The following is a 14,131-nucleotide window of genomic DNA, read 5'->3' as shown; positions in this document are numbered from 1 at the left end:
ATAGCGGATCTGGAGAGGTCGGCGCTTCCGGAAGTCAGCGCCCCTGATGTCAGGGTGCTGGATCTCTCGAACGGCATGAGGTGTTATCTCCTGTCGGACACCGCCCTTCCCATAGTCAAGGCTGAGGTCATAACCAGGATCGGCGGAATATACGACCCGGCCGACAAGGTGGGGCTCGCCGCGCTCGCGGCGGCCCATATGCGGACCGGAGGGGCCGGCAGCCTCAGCCCGGAAGAGTTCGATAAGAGATTCGACGATCTCGGCGCCTCGCTCGATAACTCGGCCGGCCGCGAGATGTCCGTGGCCGTGCTCAACGTGCTCTCCGAGGATCTGGACGAAGGCATGGGCCTCATGTTCGACATGCTCTTCAGGCCGAAGTTCGACGAGAAGAGGTTTGCGACCGCTAGGAAGAACATGGAGGAGGCGATCCTGCGGAGCGACGACAGCCCCGACGAACAGGCGAGCCGTATCTTCCGCGAGATGATATACGGAAAGAAGAGCCCGTGGGCGAGGAGGCCTGACAAGCGCTCTCTGGGAAGGATAAAAGCAAAGGACATAGCCGATTTTCACGACAGGTATTTCAAAGCGAACAACATGATCCTGGCCGTGGCAGGCGACTTCTCCTACGGGAAGATGAAGGTGCTTCTCGAAAAGCTCGCGACATCCGCCCCTTCGGGCGACGTGGTTCTGCCTCAGGTCGAGCCGGTGGAGCTTCGTTTCGCGGAGAAGAGGGAGGATGTGAAGAAGCGGACTTCGCAGTCCTTCATCCGCATGGGCCATCTGGGAATCCGCAGGGACAACCCGGACAGATTCGCCCTGACCCTGCTCGACGACGTGCTCGGGGGGTCCGGTTTCAAGAGCAGGCTGATGGAGGACATCAGGGTGAAGAGGGGGATGGCCTACAGCATCTACAGCAGCATGACCGCCGACAAGGACTACGGGACCTTCGTAGTCTCCATGGACACGAAGGCGAACCAGGCCGAGAAGGCGATAGAGCTCGTGCGCGAACACATACGGAGGGTCGCGGATGACGGCGATTTCACGCGCGAGGAGATCGACTTTTCAAAGCGCTCGATGCTCGCGAGGCTGGTGTTCCTCTTCGACCAGCCGTTCGGCGTGGTGAACCAGAGGGCGCGCTATCATTTCTTCGGATATCCGGACGACTACTGGAGGGTCTATCGCGACGGGATCATGCGTGCCGACAAGAAAGAGCTGAAGAGAGTCGCGAAGGAATACCTCCACCCTGACGGTTTGGGCATCGTCGTCGTGGGACCTGCCGGCGCAGCTAAAGGGAAGGGAGCAAAGAAGCGATGATCGAGAAGAAACTCTCGGAGCTCATTGAGGCCGCCGTCGCGGTGTGCCGACGGGACGGAACGATCCCGGACGGCGCCATGCCTGCGATAGAGATATCTGTGCCCAAACAAGAGGCGCACGGCGACTTCTCCACGAATGTCGCGATGGTGCTCGCTGCTCAGACAGGCGCAAAGCCGCGCGAGCTGGCTGAGAGGCTGGTCGAGCGTCTGCCGAAGGAGACCCTGGACCTCGCGCAGTGCGGAATCGCTGGACCTGGTTTCATCAACTTCACCATCAAACCCGCATTCTATCTCAAGGGGCTTCGCGATATCTATGATGCGGGATCGAACTACGGGAAGGTGGACATCGGCAGGGGCAGAAAGGCCCAGGTCGAATTCGTGAGCGCCAACCCCACGGGTCCACTGCACATAGGCCATGGCCGCGGCGCCGTCTACGGTGACGTGCTCGCTAACGTGCTCGCTGCAGCGGGCTTCGCAGTGACGAAGGAATATTACGTCAACGACGCAGGCAACCAGATCAGGACCCTGGGCAGGTCGGTCTGGCTGCGCTGCCGCGAACTCGATGGCGAGCGCGTGGATTTTCCGGAGGATTGCTACCAGGGCCACTACATCGTCGAGATAGCCAGGGACATGAAAGCGCAGCACGGCGAGCGCCTCTCGAAGATGGGCGAGGCGGAGGCGATCGATTTTCTGGGAGAGCAGGCCGGCACAAGGATTCTCTCGGAGATCAAGGCCGATCTGGCTGAGACGGGCGTGGTCCACGACGTCTACTTCTTCGAGAACAAGCTGCACACGGATTCCATGGTGGAGGCGACGCTGAACTGGCTCGCCAGGAACGGGCGCACGTATGAAAAGGACGGGGCGCTCTGGTTCAAGTCCACCGAATACGGCGACGACAAGGACAGGGTGTTAAAGAAAAGCGATGGCGCGCTCACGTACTTCGCAGCCGACATCGCCTACCACAAGAACAAGTACGACCGCGGGTTCGAACGCGTCATCGACGTCTGGGGCGCGGACCACGCAGGCTACGTGGCCCGCATGAAGGCGGGTATTCAGGCGCTGGGCCACAACCCGGCAAGCTTCGACGCGGTGCTGATCCAACTCGTCAACCTGATGAGGGGGGGCGAGATCGTCTCCATGTCCACGCGTTCCGCCACGTACGAGACCCTCGAGGACGTGCGCAGGGAGGTCGGCAGGGACGTGTGCCGCTATTTCTTCCTCATGCGTTCGCACAACGCCCAGTTGGACTTCGACCTGAACCTGGCCAAGCAGCAGAGCGCCGACAATCCGGTCTATTATATACAGTACGCGCACGCACGCATCGCCAGCATCTTCAGAAAGGCGGCTGAGAAGGGCCTTGCGGCGGCAGGACCGGACGAGGTGAAGATATCGGAGCTCGATCTGCCTGAGGAGCCCAAGTTGGCCCGGTTCGCGCAGGCATTGCCGGGGGTTGTCGAGGAGTGCGCCATAGAGCTCGAGCCCCACAAGATCGCGTTCTATCTGCTCGAGCTGGCCCGGATGCTCCAGTCCTATTACAGCAAGGGCAGGGCGGATGAGAAATACATGGTTTTGGGGGGAAAGCCTGAAAGGACGATCGCCAAGTTGTATCTCTTGAAAAACGTACAGATTGTGTTACAAAATGCCTTGAGAATATTGGGAATTTCCGCACCGGAGGAGATGGGGCGCGCAGAGGAGGAGTTCGATGTCTAGCTATATGCCCAACAGAGGCAGGGGGGAAGAATCAGAGAGTTTCTTCTGCCGCTTCACGTTTGGGCAATTCTTTGCTCTGCTCGTGCTGGAGGTCTTCACCCTTTTCTTCGTATTCTATCTGGGCGCGCGCTACGGCAGGGGGCTCCTCGGTTTGGACAAGCCGCCTTCGGTCGCACTGGAGAACATTGCGGCAGGCCAGGTCGAGCGGACCGGAGAGCGGGAAGCGAATGAAGGCTCCAGGGTCCTCACGACCCAGGACCCCGAGGTCGCGAAAATGGCTGGCGAGCTGATGGCCAAGGCGAACACACCTGAGCTCAAGGATCGGATCAAGGAGATGATCGGCCAGGCACAGGGGGGCAGGGAGGCGATGCCCGAGGTCGTGACCGTGAAACGCGCCGAAGAGGCACCTCCGCCGCCCCGGCCCGTCGCACCTGACATCGAGCAGATGCCTGCTGAGGCCCGGGCCCCGGCTGCCGGCGATTCAAGCGTCATCCGCATCAAATCGGGCGATAACGCGCGTTATTCCCTCCAGATCGGCTCGTACCCCAACATCGACGAGGGCACGAGGTCAGTTGAGAAATGGAAGGCCAGGGGATACCCGGCCTTCATAATGATAGCGGACATACCGGACCGCGGCCGCTGGTATCGCGTGCGCATCGGGGGCTTCGAGAACCGCGACGACGCCATGAAATACATGGAGGAATTCACCGCAAAGGAGAATGTCGAGGCCCTTGTCGTTCTCAACGAGCAGTGAGAATTATCTGAGATGTCCCAATCCAATATAAGAAATTTCTCGATCATCGCGCATATCGACCACGGGAAGTCCACGCTGGCCGACCGCATATTGGAGTATACCGGCGCACTGTCGCAGAGGGAGAAGAAGGACCAGTTCCTCGACGACATGGATCTGGAGCGCGAGCGCGGCATCACCATCAAGGCGCGCGCGGTGCGCCTCAAATATGAGGCGAAGGACGGGAAGAGTTACGAGTTCAACCTGATAGACACGCCCGGCCACGTGGATTTTCACTACGAGGTCAGCCGGTCTCTCGCCGCCTGCGACGGGGCGCTGCTGGTCATCGACGCGACGCAGGGGGTTCAAGCTCAGACGCTGGCGAACGCCCACATGGCCGCGCAGAACAACGTCGAGATGGTGCCCGTCATCAACAAGATCGATCTTCCAAACTCCGACGTCGAGGGGACCCTCCAACAGTGCGAGGACGTGCTCGCCATACCTTCCGAGATGGCGGTAGCGGTCTCCGCAAAGACCGGCGAGGGGGTGGAGGAGGTGCTCGAAGCGATAGTCAAACACCTCCCGCAGCCCCGCGGTTCAGAAGAGAAACCCCTTCGCGCCCTGATCTTCGACAGCTGGTTCGATGCGTATCTCGGGGCTGTTGCGCTGGTGAGGGTGGTCGACGGCAGTATAGAGGTCGGACAGAAAATCAGGCTCATGAACGTGGGCAAGGAATTCGAAGTGCAGAAGCTGGGCATATTCGATCCGCATCAGCGCGACGTGGAGACGTTATCCACGGGCGAAGTGGGCATGGTCGTGGCGAACATAAAACAGGTTGCGGACACCAAGGTCGGCGACACGGTCACCGGTGCGGCGAGACCGGCGGCCGAGCCTCTGCCCGGGTTCCGCGAGGTAAAACCGATGGTCTTCGCCGGTCTCTATCCCACCGACCCGGGCCAGTATGAGGAGCTCAAGGAGGCGATGGAGAAGCTCAGGCTCAACGACTCCTCCTTCACCTACGAGCCCGAGACGTCGGGTGCCCTGGGTTTCGGCTTCAGGGCGGGATTCTTGGGTTCACTCCACATCGAGATAGTGCAGGAGCGGCTGGAGAGGGAGTACGGACTGACGCTCGTCTCCACCGCGCCCACGGTCGTCTACGAGGTCCTGACTACACAGGGCGATATTGTGCGCGTGGATAACCCGGCGAAGCTGCCTGAACCCACGCAGATCGACGAGATACGCGAGCCGTACGCGCTCGCCTCCATAATGTGCCCGAACGAATCGCTGGGCGCCATCATGCAGCTCTGCCAGGACCGCAGGGGCGAGCAGTCGAACATGGAGTACTTCGGCCGCGACCAGGTGATGATAAAATACAACATGCCGTTCGCTGAGATGATGTTCGACTTCTTCGATCAGCTCAAGACGGTATCGCGGGGCTACGCCTCGCTCGATTACGAGATCGTAGGCTACAGGCCGGCGAAGCTCGTGAAGCTCACGGTGCTCATCAACGGCGACCCGGTAGACGCCCTCTCGACGATAGTCCATCGCGAGAACGCCCAGTACAGGGGCCGCGAACTTGTGCACAAGCTCAGGGGGCTGATCCCGAGGCAGCAGTACGAGGTGGCGATACAGGCCGCGATCGGCTCGCGGGTGATCGCGCGCGAGACGGTGAAGGCCCTGCGCAAGGACGTCATAGCCAAGTGCTACGGCGGCGACGTGACTAGGAAGCGAAAGCTCCTGGAAAAACAGAAGGAAGGAAAGCGGAGGATGAAGAGGGTCGGCAGCGTCGAAATACCTCAGGAAGCGTTTCTCAGCGTATTGAAAGTGAGATAGGGGGAAAGCATGACGGAAGAGATAACGCAGGGATCCATGAAGAAGAAAAAGAGCGCGTTACGGGAGTACGCCGAGGCGCTCATACTGGCCGTCTCGGTTGCGCTGCTCATACGCGCGTTCGTGATAGAGGCGTTCAAGATCCCGTCCGGCTCGATGCTGCCCACGCTCTCCATCGGTGACCACATCTTCGTCAACAAGTTCATCTACGGCCTGCGGATACCGTTCACGAAATACCGCATAGTGGAGTTAGGCAAGCCGGAGAGGGGAGACGTCGTGGTCTTCATCTTTCCGGTCGACGGCGGCAAGGACTTCATCAAGCGCGTGATAGGTCTTCCGGGCGATCGGATCCACGTCGAGGGCAGGGACGTGTGGGCTAACGGCGAGAGGATGAAGAGGCAGCCGGTCGAGGTCTCGGATTACCCCGGCGACAACAGGAGGCTCTTGGTCAGAAACGGGAGGCAGCGCACGATCCCCTTTGTCCGCGGTTGGCGCGACTTCGACTTCTTCGAGGAGCAGGACGGTGAGGCGACCCACCTGGTCCAGTACGAGCGCGAACGCGAGCGCGGAAGCTTCGATGCGGTCGTCCCGCCCGGCCACTACCTGGTCATGGGGGACAATCGCGACAACTCCTCCGACAGCAGGGAGTGGGGTTTTGTGCCGTTCGAGAACATCAAGGGCAAGGCGATGTTCGTCTGGCTCCCCCTGGACAAGGACCACGGGGGCATCAGGTGGCACGAATTCGGCCGTTGGATCGAATAGGATTGTTTACCCCCATATCTCTTGTTTTTCATTGACTTAGACCATATCCCATAGTAAGGCTCCCAGCCCAAGAAAGGCGATGACAATATCTATACCAACGCACATGAAGGCCTCCCCGAATATCCCGGGGGGGTCTTTTTGTAAGGAGAGATGCGATGGCTGATTCAAAGGGCAAACCTCTTTTGAGTGAAAAGGAGATGGAATCCGAGATCACGCGCATGGCGCGGGAGATCATCTCCGACGGGACCGAGAACGTGGCGCTGCTCGGTATCATCACGCGCGGCGTGCCGCTGGCCGACTGGATCGCGCGCAAAATCGAATCCATACAGCACAAGCCGGTGGAGGTCGGCAGCCTGGACATCAACCTCTACCGCGATGACCTCTCCGAGGTCAGCGAGCAGCCGGTGGTCAGGCCGACCGAGATACCGTTCGCGATAGACGGCAAGGGGATAGTGCTCGTCGACGACGTGCTCTACACCGGCCGCACGATCAGGGCGGCGATGGACGCGATCATCGACTTCGGCAGGCCGCGCTTCGTCAAGCTCGCCGTCGTCATCGACCGCGGCTGGCGCGAGCTGCCGATACAGGCGGACTACGTCGGCAAAAAGATAAAGACCACCGCGGACCAGAACGTCAAGGTGATGGTGAAGCCCATAGACGACAGGAACGAAATCTGGGTGAAGAGACAAAAATGAAACGATCCGGAGGCTCTCGATGAGGCTCTCAACGAGGCACATACTTTCGATAAACGATCTCACGAAGAAGGACGTGCTGACGATCCTTCAGACCGCCTCCTCCTTCAAGGAGATCTCCGAGCGGCCGATCAAGAAGGTCCCGACGCTACGCGGTCGCACGGTCATCAACTGTTTCTTCGAGGACAGCACGCGCACGAGGCTCTCCTTCGAGCTGGCCGAGAAGAGGCTGTCCGCGGACAGCAGCAACATCGGCAAGTCGGGCAGCGCGATGGCGGGGAAGGGCGAGACGCTCCTCGACACGGTCCGCAACATCGAGGCGATGCGTCCGGACATCCTCGTCATCAGGCACAGCGTGGCCGGCGCCCCGGCGCAGGCGGCCGAGGCGACGAACGCCCACGTGATCAACGCCGGCGACGGAATGCACGAGCATCCGACGCAGGCGCTCCTTGACCTCATGACCATCAACGAGGCAAAGGGCCGCATAAAAGGGCTCAAGGTCGGCATAGTCGGCGACATACTCCACTCGCGCGTGGCGCGCTCGGACATGTTGCTCTTTCGGAAAATGGGGATGGAACTCTTCGTCGGCGGCCCGCCGACTCTCATACCGTTCGGGGTGGAGGAGGCCTTTGGCGTGACGGTGTGCCACGACATCGGCGAGGTGCTGCCGAAACTCGACGTGCTCATGCTGCTGCGCGTCCAGAGGGAGCGCCAGGGGGAGCAGTTCTTCCCCTCGGGAAGGGAGTACGCGCGCTACTTCGGCATAACCGATGAGAAACTCAAAGGTGCGAGGGAGGATCTCATCATCATGCATCCGGGTCCGGTCAACCGCGGGATCGAGTTGTCCGCGGCCGTGGCCGACGGCCCCAGGTCCGTGATCCTGGACCAGGTGACCTGCGGCGTGGCGGTGAGGATGGCCGTGCTCTATCTCCTGCTCGGCGATACACACGGCGGCGAATAGCTCTGGAGGTTTTTCTATGGCATCTTACTTCATAACAGGCGGCCGCGTGATCGATCCGGCGTCCAAGACGGACGCCAAGCTCTCGGTGCTGATCGAAGATGGCAAGGTTTCGCAGCTCACGCAATCCAGGAAGGCGCCCGAGGGCGCAGTGGTGATAGACGCCTCCGGCTGCATAGTTTCACCCGGATTCATCGACATGCACGTGCACCTGCGCGACCCGGGCCAGGAGTACAAGGAAGACATCGAGTCAGGGACCAGGGCTGCGGCTGCAGGCGGCTTCACCACGATCTGCTGCATGCCCAACACCGAGCCAGCGATAGACTGCGCGTCGGTGGCCCAGTACGTGATCGACCGCGCGAGAGAGAAGGGCGCCTGCAATGTGCTCCCGATCGGCGCGATTACCCGTGGTCTCGCAGGCGAGGCCATGTCGGACATCGGCGACCTCGCTGGCGCCGGCGCCTGCGCGATATCGGACGACGGCAAACCGGTGATGAACGCCGGGGTGATGAGGAGGGCGATGGAGTACGCGAAGGCGTTCGGTCTCCCCATCATCGCCCACAGCGAGGATCGGAATCTCGCCGGCGTAGGCGTGATGAACGAGGGGTTGGTCTCCACAGAACTGGGACTCAATGGCATACCTGCCGTGGCGGAGGAGGCGATGATCGCGCGCGACATCATGCTCGCCGAGCTCACCGGCTCGCATCTGCACGTGGCGCACGCGAGCACCATGGGCTCGGTCGAACTCATCAGCCACGCTAAGCGGAGGGGTATCTCCGTCACCGCCGAGGCCACCCCTCATCATCTCACGCTCACCGACGAAGCGGTCTCCGACTTCGACCCGAACACAAAGGTCAATCCGCCGCTTCGCACTGAGGCGGATCGCACGGCGCTCATCAAGGCGCTCGCTGACGGAACCATCGACGCCATCGCGACCGACCACGCGCCGCACAACATAGTGGACAAGGAAATGGGCTTTGAGAACGCCGCGTTCGGTATCTCGGGTCTCGAGACCATGCTGCCGCTCATGCTGGCGCTCGTGAACGAGAAAAAGATAACGCTGAAACGCATGATCGAGGCGCTGACGTCGGCGCCGGCGAAGATACTGAACCTCAAGGGCAAGGGCACGTTGAAGGCAGGCTCCGATGCCGACGTCACCATCTTCGATCCAGCCTCATCATGGACGGTCCAGGCCGATCGCTTCATCTCCAGGGGGCACAACACCCCCTTCGACGGGCTCAGGGTTACGGGCAAAATCAAGTGGACGATAGTCGGCGGCAGAATAGCCTATTCGAGCTGAGAGAATCATGATGACAGACAGCAGCAGACTACAAGCAGGCACGGAGCCGGGCAACCGCGCCTTATCGGTAATAGATCCCCTTTCGCGCTATATCCAGGAGGTGAAGTCATATCCCCTTGTTTCGTGCGAGGAGGAGAAGGAGTTGGCGCGCCTCTTCCATGAGGAGGGGGATGTGGACGCGGCGAAGAAACTCGTGGCAGCGCACCTGAGGCTCGTGGTCAAGATTGCGATGGAGTACAGAAACGCATTTCACAATGTGCTCGACCTGATACAGGAGGGCAGCATCGGTCTCATGCAGGCGGTCAAAAATTTCGACCCAGACAAGGGGGCGAGGCTCGGTCACTACGCCTCGTGGTGGATCCGCTCCTACATCCTCAAATACATACTCGACAACTTTCGTCTCATAAGGCTCGGTACCACAAAGGCGCAGAAGAAGCTCTTCTACAACCTCATGCGCGAAAAAGAGAAGATCGAGGCCATGGGTTATTATGCGACACCCGTGGAGCTCTCCAGGCGCCTGCATGTGCCTGAGTCGCAGGTCGTGGACATGCAGAAGCGCCTGACAATGCCTGAATACTCGCTCGACGCACCCGTGAAACAGGGAGAAGGAGCGGCGATATTGCAGGATTTCTTGCCTATGGACGAGCAGCCCTTGGACGAGCGCATGGCAAAGGCCGAGACCCAGGACATGCTCAAACAGAAGTTCGGGGAGTTTGCGGCCAAGCTCTCGGACAGGGACAGGAAGATATTCACCGAGAGGCTGCTCGCCGAGCTTCCGCTGACCCTGCAGGAGATCGCAGACGAGTACGGCATCACAAAGGAGCGCGTGCGCCAACTGGAAGTAAGGCTCGTAAGCAAGCTCAAGGAGTTCTTGAAACAGAGCGATATCGAAATCAAGACCTTGAGCCTTTGACATAGAAAGGGGAGCCGGGCGTGGACTGTAAGTAAGGAAATCATGGACAAATCCAACCTTACATAATATACCTTCTACGACGTTCGATCAATTGGTCAAAAGGAAGGGAGTTGCCGTTGTGAGATGATCTTGCCACGTTTTCGCCCCCGATCAGATTCCGCACTATAAACCCCTTTTCAAAGACTGCAAGGTCATTTCACTTCCGGCCACTCTTTGCCTTCGCGCTTAACTCTTTCCTCGATGGCTTGAAGGGCGTAGTTGCCCTCGGCCTGCCTTGCCTCACGAGCTGCCTTTTCAATGGCAACCTTCTCGGCCGGTGTGACTCTGACTGATACGCTTCTTTTGTCTTTCGCTTTCATGGTTCACTTTGTAACAATATGACTTAAATTGTGCAAGCACTATTTTCGATTATTTTACGATTTTTTCAGGTGGGTCTTTGGGGGGCTAGATACCCTGCGTAGGGTCCTGATCGTCTATCTGAGGGCAGCCTGGAGGCTCCGGTGGGGCTGTGTGCAGTCTATCCAATTCAGCATCTACGAGCCTTATAAGGGCTCTAAAGACGACTTTCCCTTGATCGCACAAGTGAGCTTCAAGGGTGTCAATATATTGCTTATAATCGCGCTCAAAGGCGTTTCTAGGGGTGTCCTCTATCCAGATCCCTTCCTTATTGTGATGTTCGGGTATCATTTATAGGGTCCGGGTTGGCCCATGCAGCTGAGGTGCGCAGATAGATAACCTCGCTCTTGAGGGCTGAGTCGTTTCGGAGCAAGGGGTCGCGCTCGATCTCACAGTAGGTCACGCCGTCAATGAGGTAGCAGGACTTCACGCCCACGCGTTCCAATTCAGGGCGTGCGTGCTGGACGGGGCGTATCAGGCCAGGTTGAGAGCAGCTCACTAACGCGCTCAGGCAGATCAACGCCACCAGCAATTTCGCGCTCACGTTCCAGCATAATTTTCCCGAGGACTTCATGTTTCCTTTCCGCTTCACTTATCGCCTCCACCTGTCCGGCGAGTGCTTCATTTTGGCATCTGTTGTAACCCTTACGATAAGCCCCGTAGAACGCACACGCCAAGCCTACGATCACCGCAGCACCTACCGCAGCATAGATCGTTGCCTTGGAAGGTATAGGGATAATCATATCAACCCCCTTTGCGTTTTGCTATCCCGCGACTGATTATATAAGCAATCGTAGAGCATACAATCATTGCCGCTGCGATATGACCTGAGTATATACCCGCAAGCAGACCAAACATTGCGCCGATATCAACTAGCGCCATAGCCCAAAACTCTGTCGTTTTGATTCCACTTCGCATAAACCCTCCTAAAATTGAAAATGTGCCTTCTCGAATGATAGTTGCGTGAGCCCTAGTCTCTTCCCTATCTCAGCGGCTTTCTTCCATGCTGGCCCACTCGTATTCCAATCCAATTTCCCGTTAACCATGATCGCAATATCGAAAGCCTGTGCCGGGACTAAGTTGTGCTTGCTCTGCCCTGCTTTGGCATTGGTCACGCGTGGGCCAGGTTCCGATCTTCCCTGTGCATAGAGTTTGTCCTGCTCTTCATTGCTTCTATGCGTGCAGGTCAGTATCGCGTCGTACCCGGCCTCAGACATTTCCTTATCAAGCACATTCCACGCCGCCTGTAACTTAGGAGCTAACTGTTCGGGTTTTCTGGAAGCCATGAAACCCCCTGTTTATGCGTGCTTCCTGTCACACTTGACTATGTGTCAGAAGTGTAATAAAAAGCCCCTCACCGTGAGGAGGGGCTATGAAGAAAACTATCATCGTTTTACTACTACCACTATTTTTTATGTCTAGTTGCGTCGCTGCTCTTGTCGCCGGTGGAGCATATCACGCATCAAAAACTAAAGAAGCTCGCCAAGAATTTCAAACCAGTTTTGCCAAAACTAATACAGAGAGAGAAAAACAAAAACTTCCTTCGCTTGATTGGTGTTCAGAAGCATATCATTTTGATCGTACCTATGCCAAAACAGATAGAAATTGTCGCCGACGTATAATTGCTTATGAAAATGGCAACGGCGACGCACTCGGAACATCAATGCTCTCAAGTGAGATTAATTCTTTACCAGAGCCACCACCCGTTAAAAGGGGGAATAAATATTAGCAAAAAGGACCAAATAATAATGCTCAAAAAACCAATCATAGAACCCGGCTTTGATATGTCGAAAGTCAACTGGTTTGCGTTATTCATTATGTTGCTCGTGTGCGCCGCTCTCAAATGGTATCATTCTAATCAGAAAGCGCGACAGATGGCCCAGCCCCATAACGTAACAACGCTTCAATCGCATCCGCAAGTCCCCCTGCCCCCTGCAAGCCCTTCCGCGCAATAGGTCTGCCGCCCGCACGCCACAAAGCTTTAGCCGTTGGCTTTGCAATTCCTTCCGCATTGATAAACTCTTTTAAAATTCCGACTTCAGGTGCTAATTGTTTGCCGCCACTAGCCGCCACTTTTTCTGCCTCTCCTGCAACTCGACCAAGAAGGGTTTTGTCTGCTTCCGAGAGATAAGGACTCATGCCAGCTTCGCCTTGTTTGAGTCTTTTAACTAGCGCACTAATATTGTAACCTTCGGAACCTACACCTTTAACAGAGGCGTCTTCAAATATATCATTCAAAAATTGTGTCTTTAAACTATCCGCGCCTTCCTCACCCACAAGTTTTCTAACGTTAGCAGCTACGGAAGGTTTGCTCTTGGCTGTAGTGAGCATTTTCTTAGTCAAATATGATTCGTCAACTTCACTTCCCGCTTTGTTTCCTAATCCAAGAGCTGCCTTTGCTTCATCCGTTTTTTGAAGCACTTGACTGAGCCCTTTGCGTGATTTTTGAAAAGCCAATCTAGTATCCTTCCCTATCTCACGTTCAAGCATCGCATCTATATCGGCGTTCAATTCCCTCTGAAGCGAACGCATATATTTCGCTTCGCTTCCCTGTGTAACGTCTTTTCCAAACTTCCCGCCTTCCTGCAAGACCTGTTTGAGATTATAAATACCCTTTCGCGTTGGGTTAGTGCGCAATTCCTTCAAGATGTTGGCAGCTTCATCTTGCGCGGCCTTTGAAAGTTTTGGCCCACCCTTCAACCCGTATTCATCAGCATAGCCAGTTACATTTCCCGCATCATCAAGATAACCAGTAGCAGTCAGGTCTTTGGATATTCTATTTATAGTCGATCTCGGAGCCTGACTTATGGTCTGTTTTCCAGATTTACCTCCAAAAAGTTTTTCAAATAATTTGCCATGCTCTGCGCCTACAGCCTCGGGGTTCTCATAAAGAGCTTGCTTCAATAGTGCTCCTGTTTCTTCTTTGCCCGCAGCACTTCGCCCGCCAAGCAATTGTCGAATAGCATCAATCGCTGCCTTAGCTTTATGCACAGGTTTCAAAGATTTCGCAGCGTCAAAAATCTTCCCCCCTGTCCATGACACGCCTTCGGCAACGGGATTGAGTATTGCCCCCAGAGCCGCCTGTAAAGGAATTGACTCCGCGTTGCCACCCTCCAAGGCTTGCCCCATCGCAACATTCGTTGCCGCACCTGTCCCAGCACTTTTTGCCAGCCAACCAGCCTTACCTCCCAAGCCTGATAACGCCGCGCTCGCGCCTTTCTGAGCCAGCCCGCCCATAGCAACCGATGGAATTGCAGCGCCAATACCGGCAGACCAAGGAGAACTCCTCTCCATATCCTTTGCAACCTCATCGGACTTACCGGCTACGCGCTCAAAAGACTTACCGAAATCTCTAATGTCATAGGGTTTGCCCTGCAAGTGAGACAGCGCCGCGTCAATATTCGCGCCCGCAAAAGCTGCGAGCGGTTTTCCTGCGACCATTGCCCCCCTGCCAACAGCGTTAAGCGCAGCCATTATGGGATTGTCTCGGCCCCACTCTTCTACCTTGCGTTCTCCGCTTACTTTTC

At 57.1% G+C, this 14,131-nt stretch carries 14 protein-coding genes; 10 read left to right on the top strand and 4 right to left on the bottom strand.

What is annotated here, in order from left to right:
- The 9 genes from WC683_15840 to WC683_15800 all read left to right on the top strand — a co-directional run.
- The coding region (locus WC683_15840) for a pitrilysin family protein (protein MFA4974083.1) at positions 1–1,314 on the top strand (1,314 nt) is incomplete at its 5' end.
- Positions 1,311–3,023 carry an arginine--tRNA ligase gene (gene argS, locus WC683_15835; GenBank protein ID MFA4974082.1) on the top strand — a complete coding sequence of 571 codons (1,713 nt, stop codon included), beginning with the start codon at positions 1,311–1,313 and terminating at the stop codon, positions 3,021–3,023. The genes WC683_15840 and argS, both read left to right, overlap by 4 nt.
- Positions 3,016–3,777, top strand: coding sequence for an SPOR domain-containing protein (locus tag WC683_15830; protein ID MFA4974081.1), 762 nt, complete (start codon positions 3,016–3,018; stop codon positions 3,775–3,777). The genes argS and WC683_15830 overlap by 8 nt, the downstream gene beginning before the upstream one ends.
- 12 nt (positions 3,778–3,789) lie before the next feature.
- Positions 3,790–5,586, top strand: a complete 1,797-nt coding sequence (gene lepA / locus WC683_15825; GenBank protein ID MFA4974080.1) for a translation elongation factor 4 — start codon at positions 3,790–3,792, stop codon at positions 5,584–5,586.
- A gap of 9 nt (positions 5,587–5,595) precedes the next feature.
- Positions 5,596–6,345 carry a signal peptidase I gene (gene lepB / locus WC683_15820; GenBank protein ID MFA4974079.1) on the top strand — a complete coding sequence of 250 codons (750 nt, stop codon included), beginning with the start codon at positions 5,596–5,598 and terminating at the stop codon, positions 6,343–6,345.
- Positions 6,346–6,500: 155 nt separating this feature from the next.
- Positions 6,501–7,040, top strand: a complete 540-nt coding sequence (gene pyrR / locus WC683_15815) for a bifunctional pyr operon transcriptional regulator/uracil phosphoribosyltransferase PyrR (protein MFA4974078.1) — start codon at positions 6,501–6,503, stop codon at positions 7,038–7,040.
- A 19-nt stretch (positions 7,041–7,059) separates the two neighbouring features.
- Positions 7,060–7,998, top strand: a complete 939-nt coding sequence (locus WC683_15810; protein MFA4974077.1) for an aspartate carbamoyltransferase catalytic subunit — start codon at positions 7,060–7,062, stop codon at positions 7,996–7,998.
- A gap of 16 nt (positions 7,999–8,014) precedes the next feature.
- Complete coding sequence (locus WC683_15805; protein MFA4974076.1) at positions 8,015–9,295, top strand: dihydroorotase; 1,281 nt, start codon at positions 8,015–8,017, stop codon at positions 9,293–9,295.
- A 10-nt stretch (positions 9,296–9,305) separates the two neighbouring features.
- Positions 9,306–10,208, top strand: coding sequence for an RNA polymerase factor sigma-32 (locus WC683_15800; protein ID MFA4974075.1), 903 nt, complete (start codon positions 9,306–9,308; stop codon positions 10,206–10,208).
- Between the two features lie 191 nt (positions 10,209–10,399).
- On the opposite strand, the gene WC683_15795 is transcribed toward WC683_15800, so the two are convergent.
- From WC683_15795 to WC683_15785, 3 genes are all read right to left on the bottom strand, one after another.
- Positions 10,400–10,567 (bottom strand): hypothetical protein, encoded by a 168-nt coding sequence (locus WC683_15795; GenBank protein MFA4974074.1) that lies wholly within the window; start codon positions 10,565–10,567, stop codon positions 10,400–10,402.
- Between the two features lie 483 nt (positions 10,568–11,050).
- Positions 11,051–11,347 (bottom strand): hypothetical protein, encoded by a 297-nt coding sequence (locus tag WC683_15790; protein ID MFA4974073.1) that lies wholly within the window; start codon positions 11,345–11,347, stop codon positions 11,051–11,053.
- Positions 11,348–11,530: 183 nt separating this feature from the next.
- Positions 11,531–11,890 carry a M15 family metallopeptidase gene (locus WC683_15785; GenBank protein ID MFA4974072.1) on the bottom strand — a complete coding sequence of 120 codons (360 nt, stop codon included), beginning with the start codon at positions 11,888–11,890 and terminating at the stop codon, positions 11,531–11,533.
- A gap of 86 nt (positions 11,891–11,976) precedes the next feature.
- Here WC683_15785 and WC683_15780 point away from each other — a divergent pair, with 86 nt between their 5' ends.
- Entirely contained in the window at positions 11,977–12,333 is a 357-nt protein-coding gene (locus WC683_15780) for a hypothetical protein (protein MFA4974071.1), read from the top strand.
- Between the two features lie 125 nt (positions 12,334–12,458).
- Here the strand turns inward: WC683_15780 and WC683_15775 are convergent.
- Positions 12,459–14,131: hypothetical protein (locus tag WC683_15775; protein MFA4974070.1), on the bottom strand; the 1,673-nt coding region annotated here is incomplete at its 5' end.

This window comes from bacterium (assembly GCA_041648665.1).
Classification (GTDB): domain Bacteria; phylum UBA10199; class UBA10199; order 2-02-FULL-44-16; family JAAZCA01; genus JAFGMW01.
The sequence above is the reverse complement of the archived record's forward strand: the minus strand, read 5'-3'. Positions and strand labels throughout refer to the sequence as shown.

Excerpts from the sequence above, each read along its gene's own strand:
- pyrR (MFA4974078.1), top strand. The coding sequence starts at position 6,501 with ATGGCTGATTCAAAGGGCAAACCTCTTTTGAGTGAAAAGGAGATGGAA.
- WC683_15790 (MFA4974073.1), bottom strand. The coding sequence starts at position 11,347 with ATGATTATCCCTATACCTTCCAAGGCAACGATCTATGCTGCGGTAGGT.
- lepB (MFA4974079.1), top strand. The coding sequence starts at position 5,596 with ATGACGGAAGAGATAACGCAGGGATCCATGAAGAAGAAAAAGAGCGCG.
- WC683_15780 (MFA4974071.1), top strand. The coding sequence starts at position 11,977 with ATGAAGAAAACTATCATCGTTTTACTACTACCACTATTTTTTATGTCT.
- WC683_15795 (MFA4974074.1), bottom strand. The coding sequence starts at position 10,567 with ATGAAAGCGAAAGACAAAAGAAGCGTATCAGTCAGAGTCACACCGGCC.
- WC683_15785 (MFA4974072.1), bottom strand. The coding sequence starts at position 11,890 with ATGGCTTCCAGAAAACCCGAACAGTTAGCTCCTAAGTTACAGGCGGCG.
- WC683_15800 (MFA4974075.1), top strand. The coding sequence starts at position 9,306 with ATGACAGACAGCAGCAGACTACAAGCAGGCACGGAGCCGGGCAACCGC.
- argS (MFA4974082.1), top strand. The coding sequence starts at position 1,311 with ATGATCGAGAAGAAACTCTCGGAGCTCATTGAGGCCGCCGTCGCGGTG.
- lepA (MFA4974080.1), top strand. The coding sequence starts at position 3,790 with ATGTCCCAATCCAATATAAGAAATTTCTCGATCATCGCGCATATCGAC.
- WC683_15810 (MFA4974077.1), top strand. The coding sequence starts at position 7,060 with ATGAGGCTCTCAACGAGGCACATACTTTCGATAAACGATCTCACGAAG.
- WC683_15830 (MFA4974081.1), top strand. The coding sequence starts at position 3,016 with ATGTCTAGCTATATGCCCAACAGAGGCAGGGGGGAAGAATCAGAGAGT.
- WC683_15805 (MFA4974076.1), top strand. The coding sequence starts at position 8,015 with ATGGCATCTTACTTCATAACAGGCGGCCGCGTGATCGATCCGGCGTCC.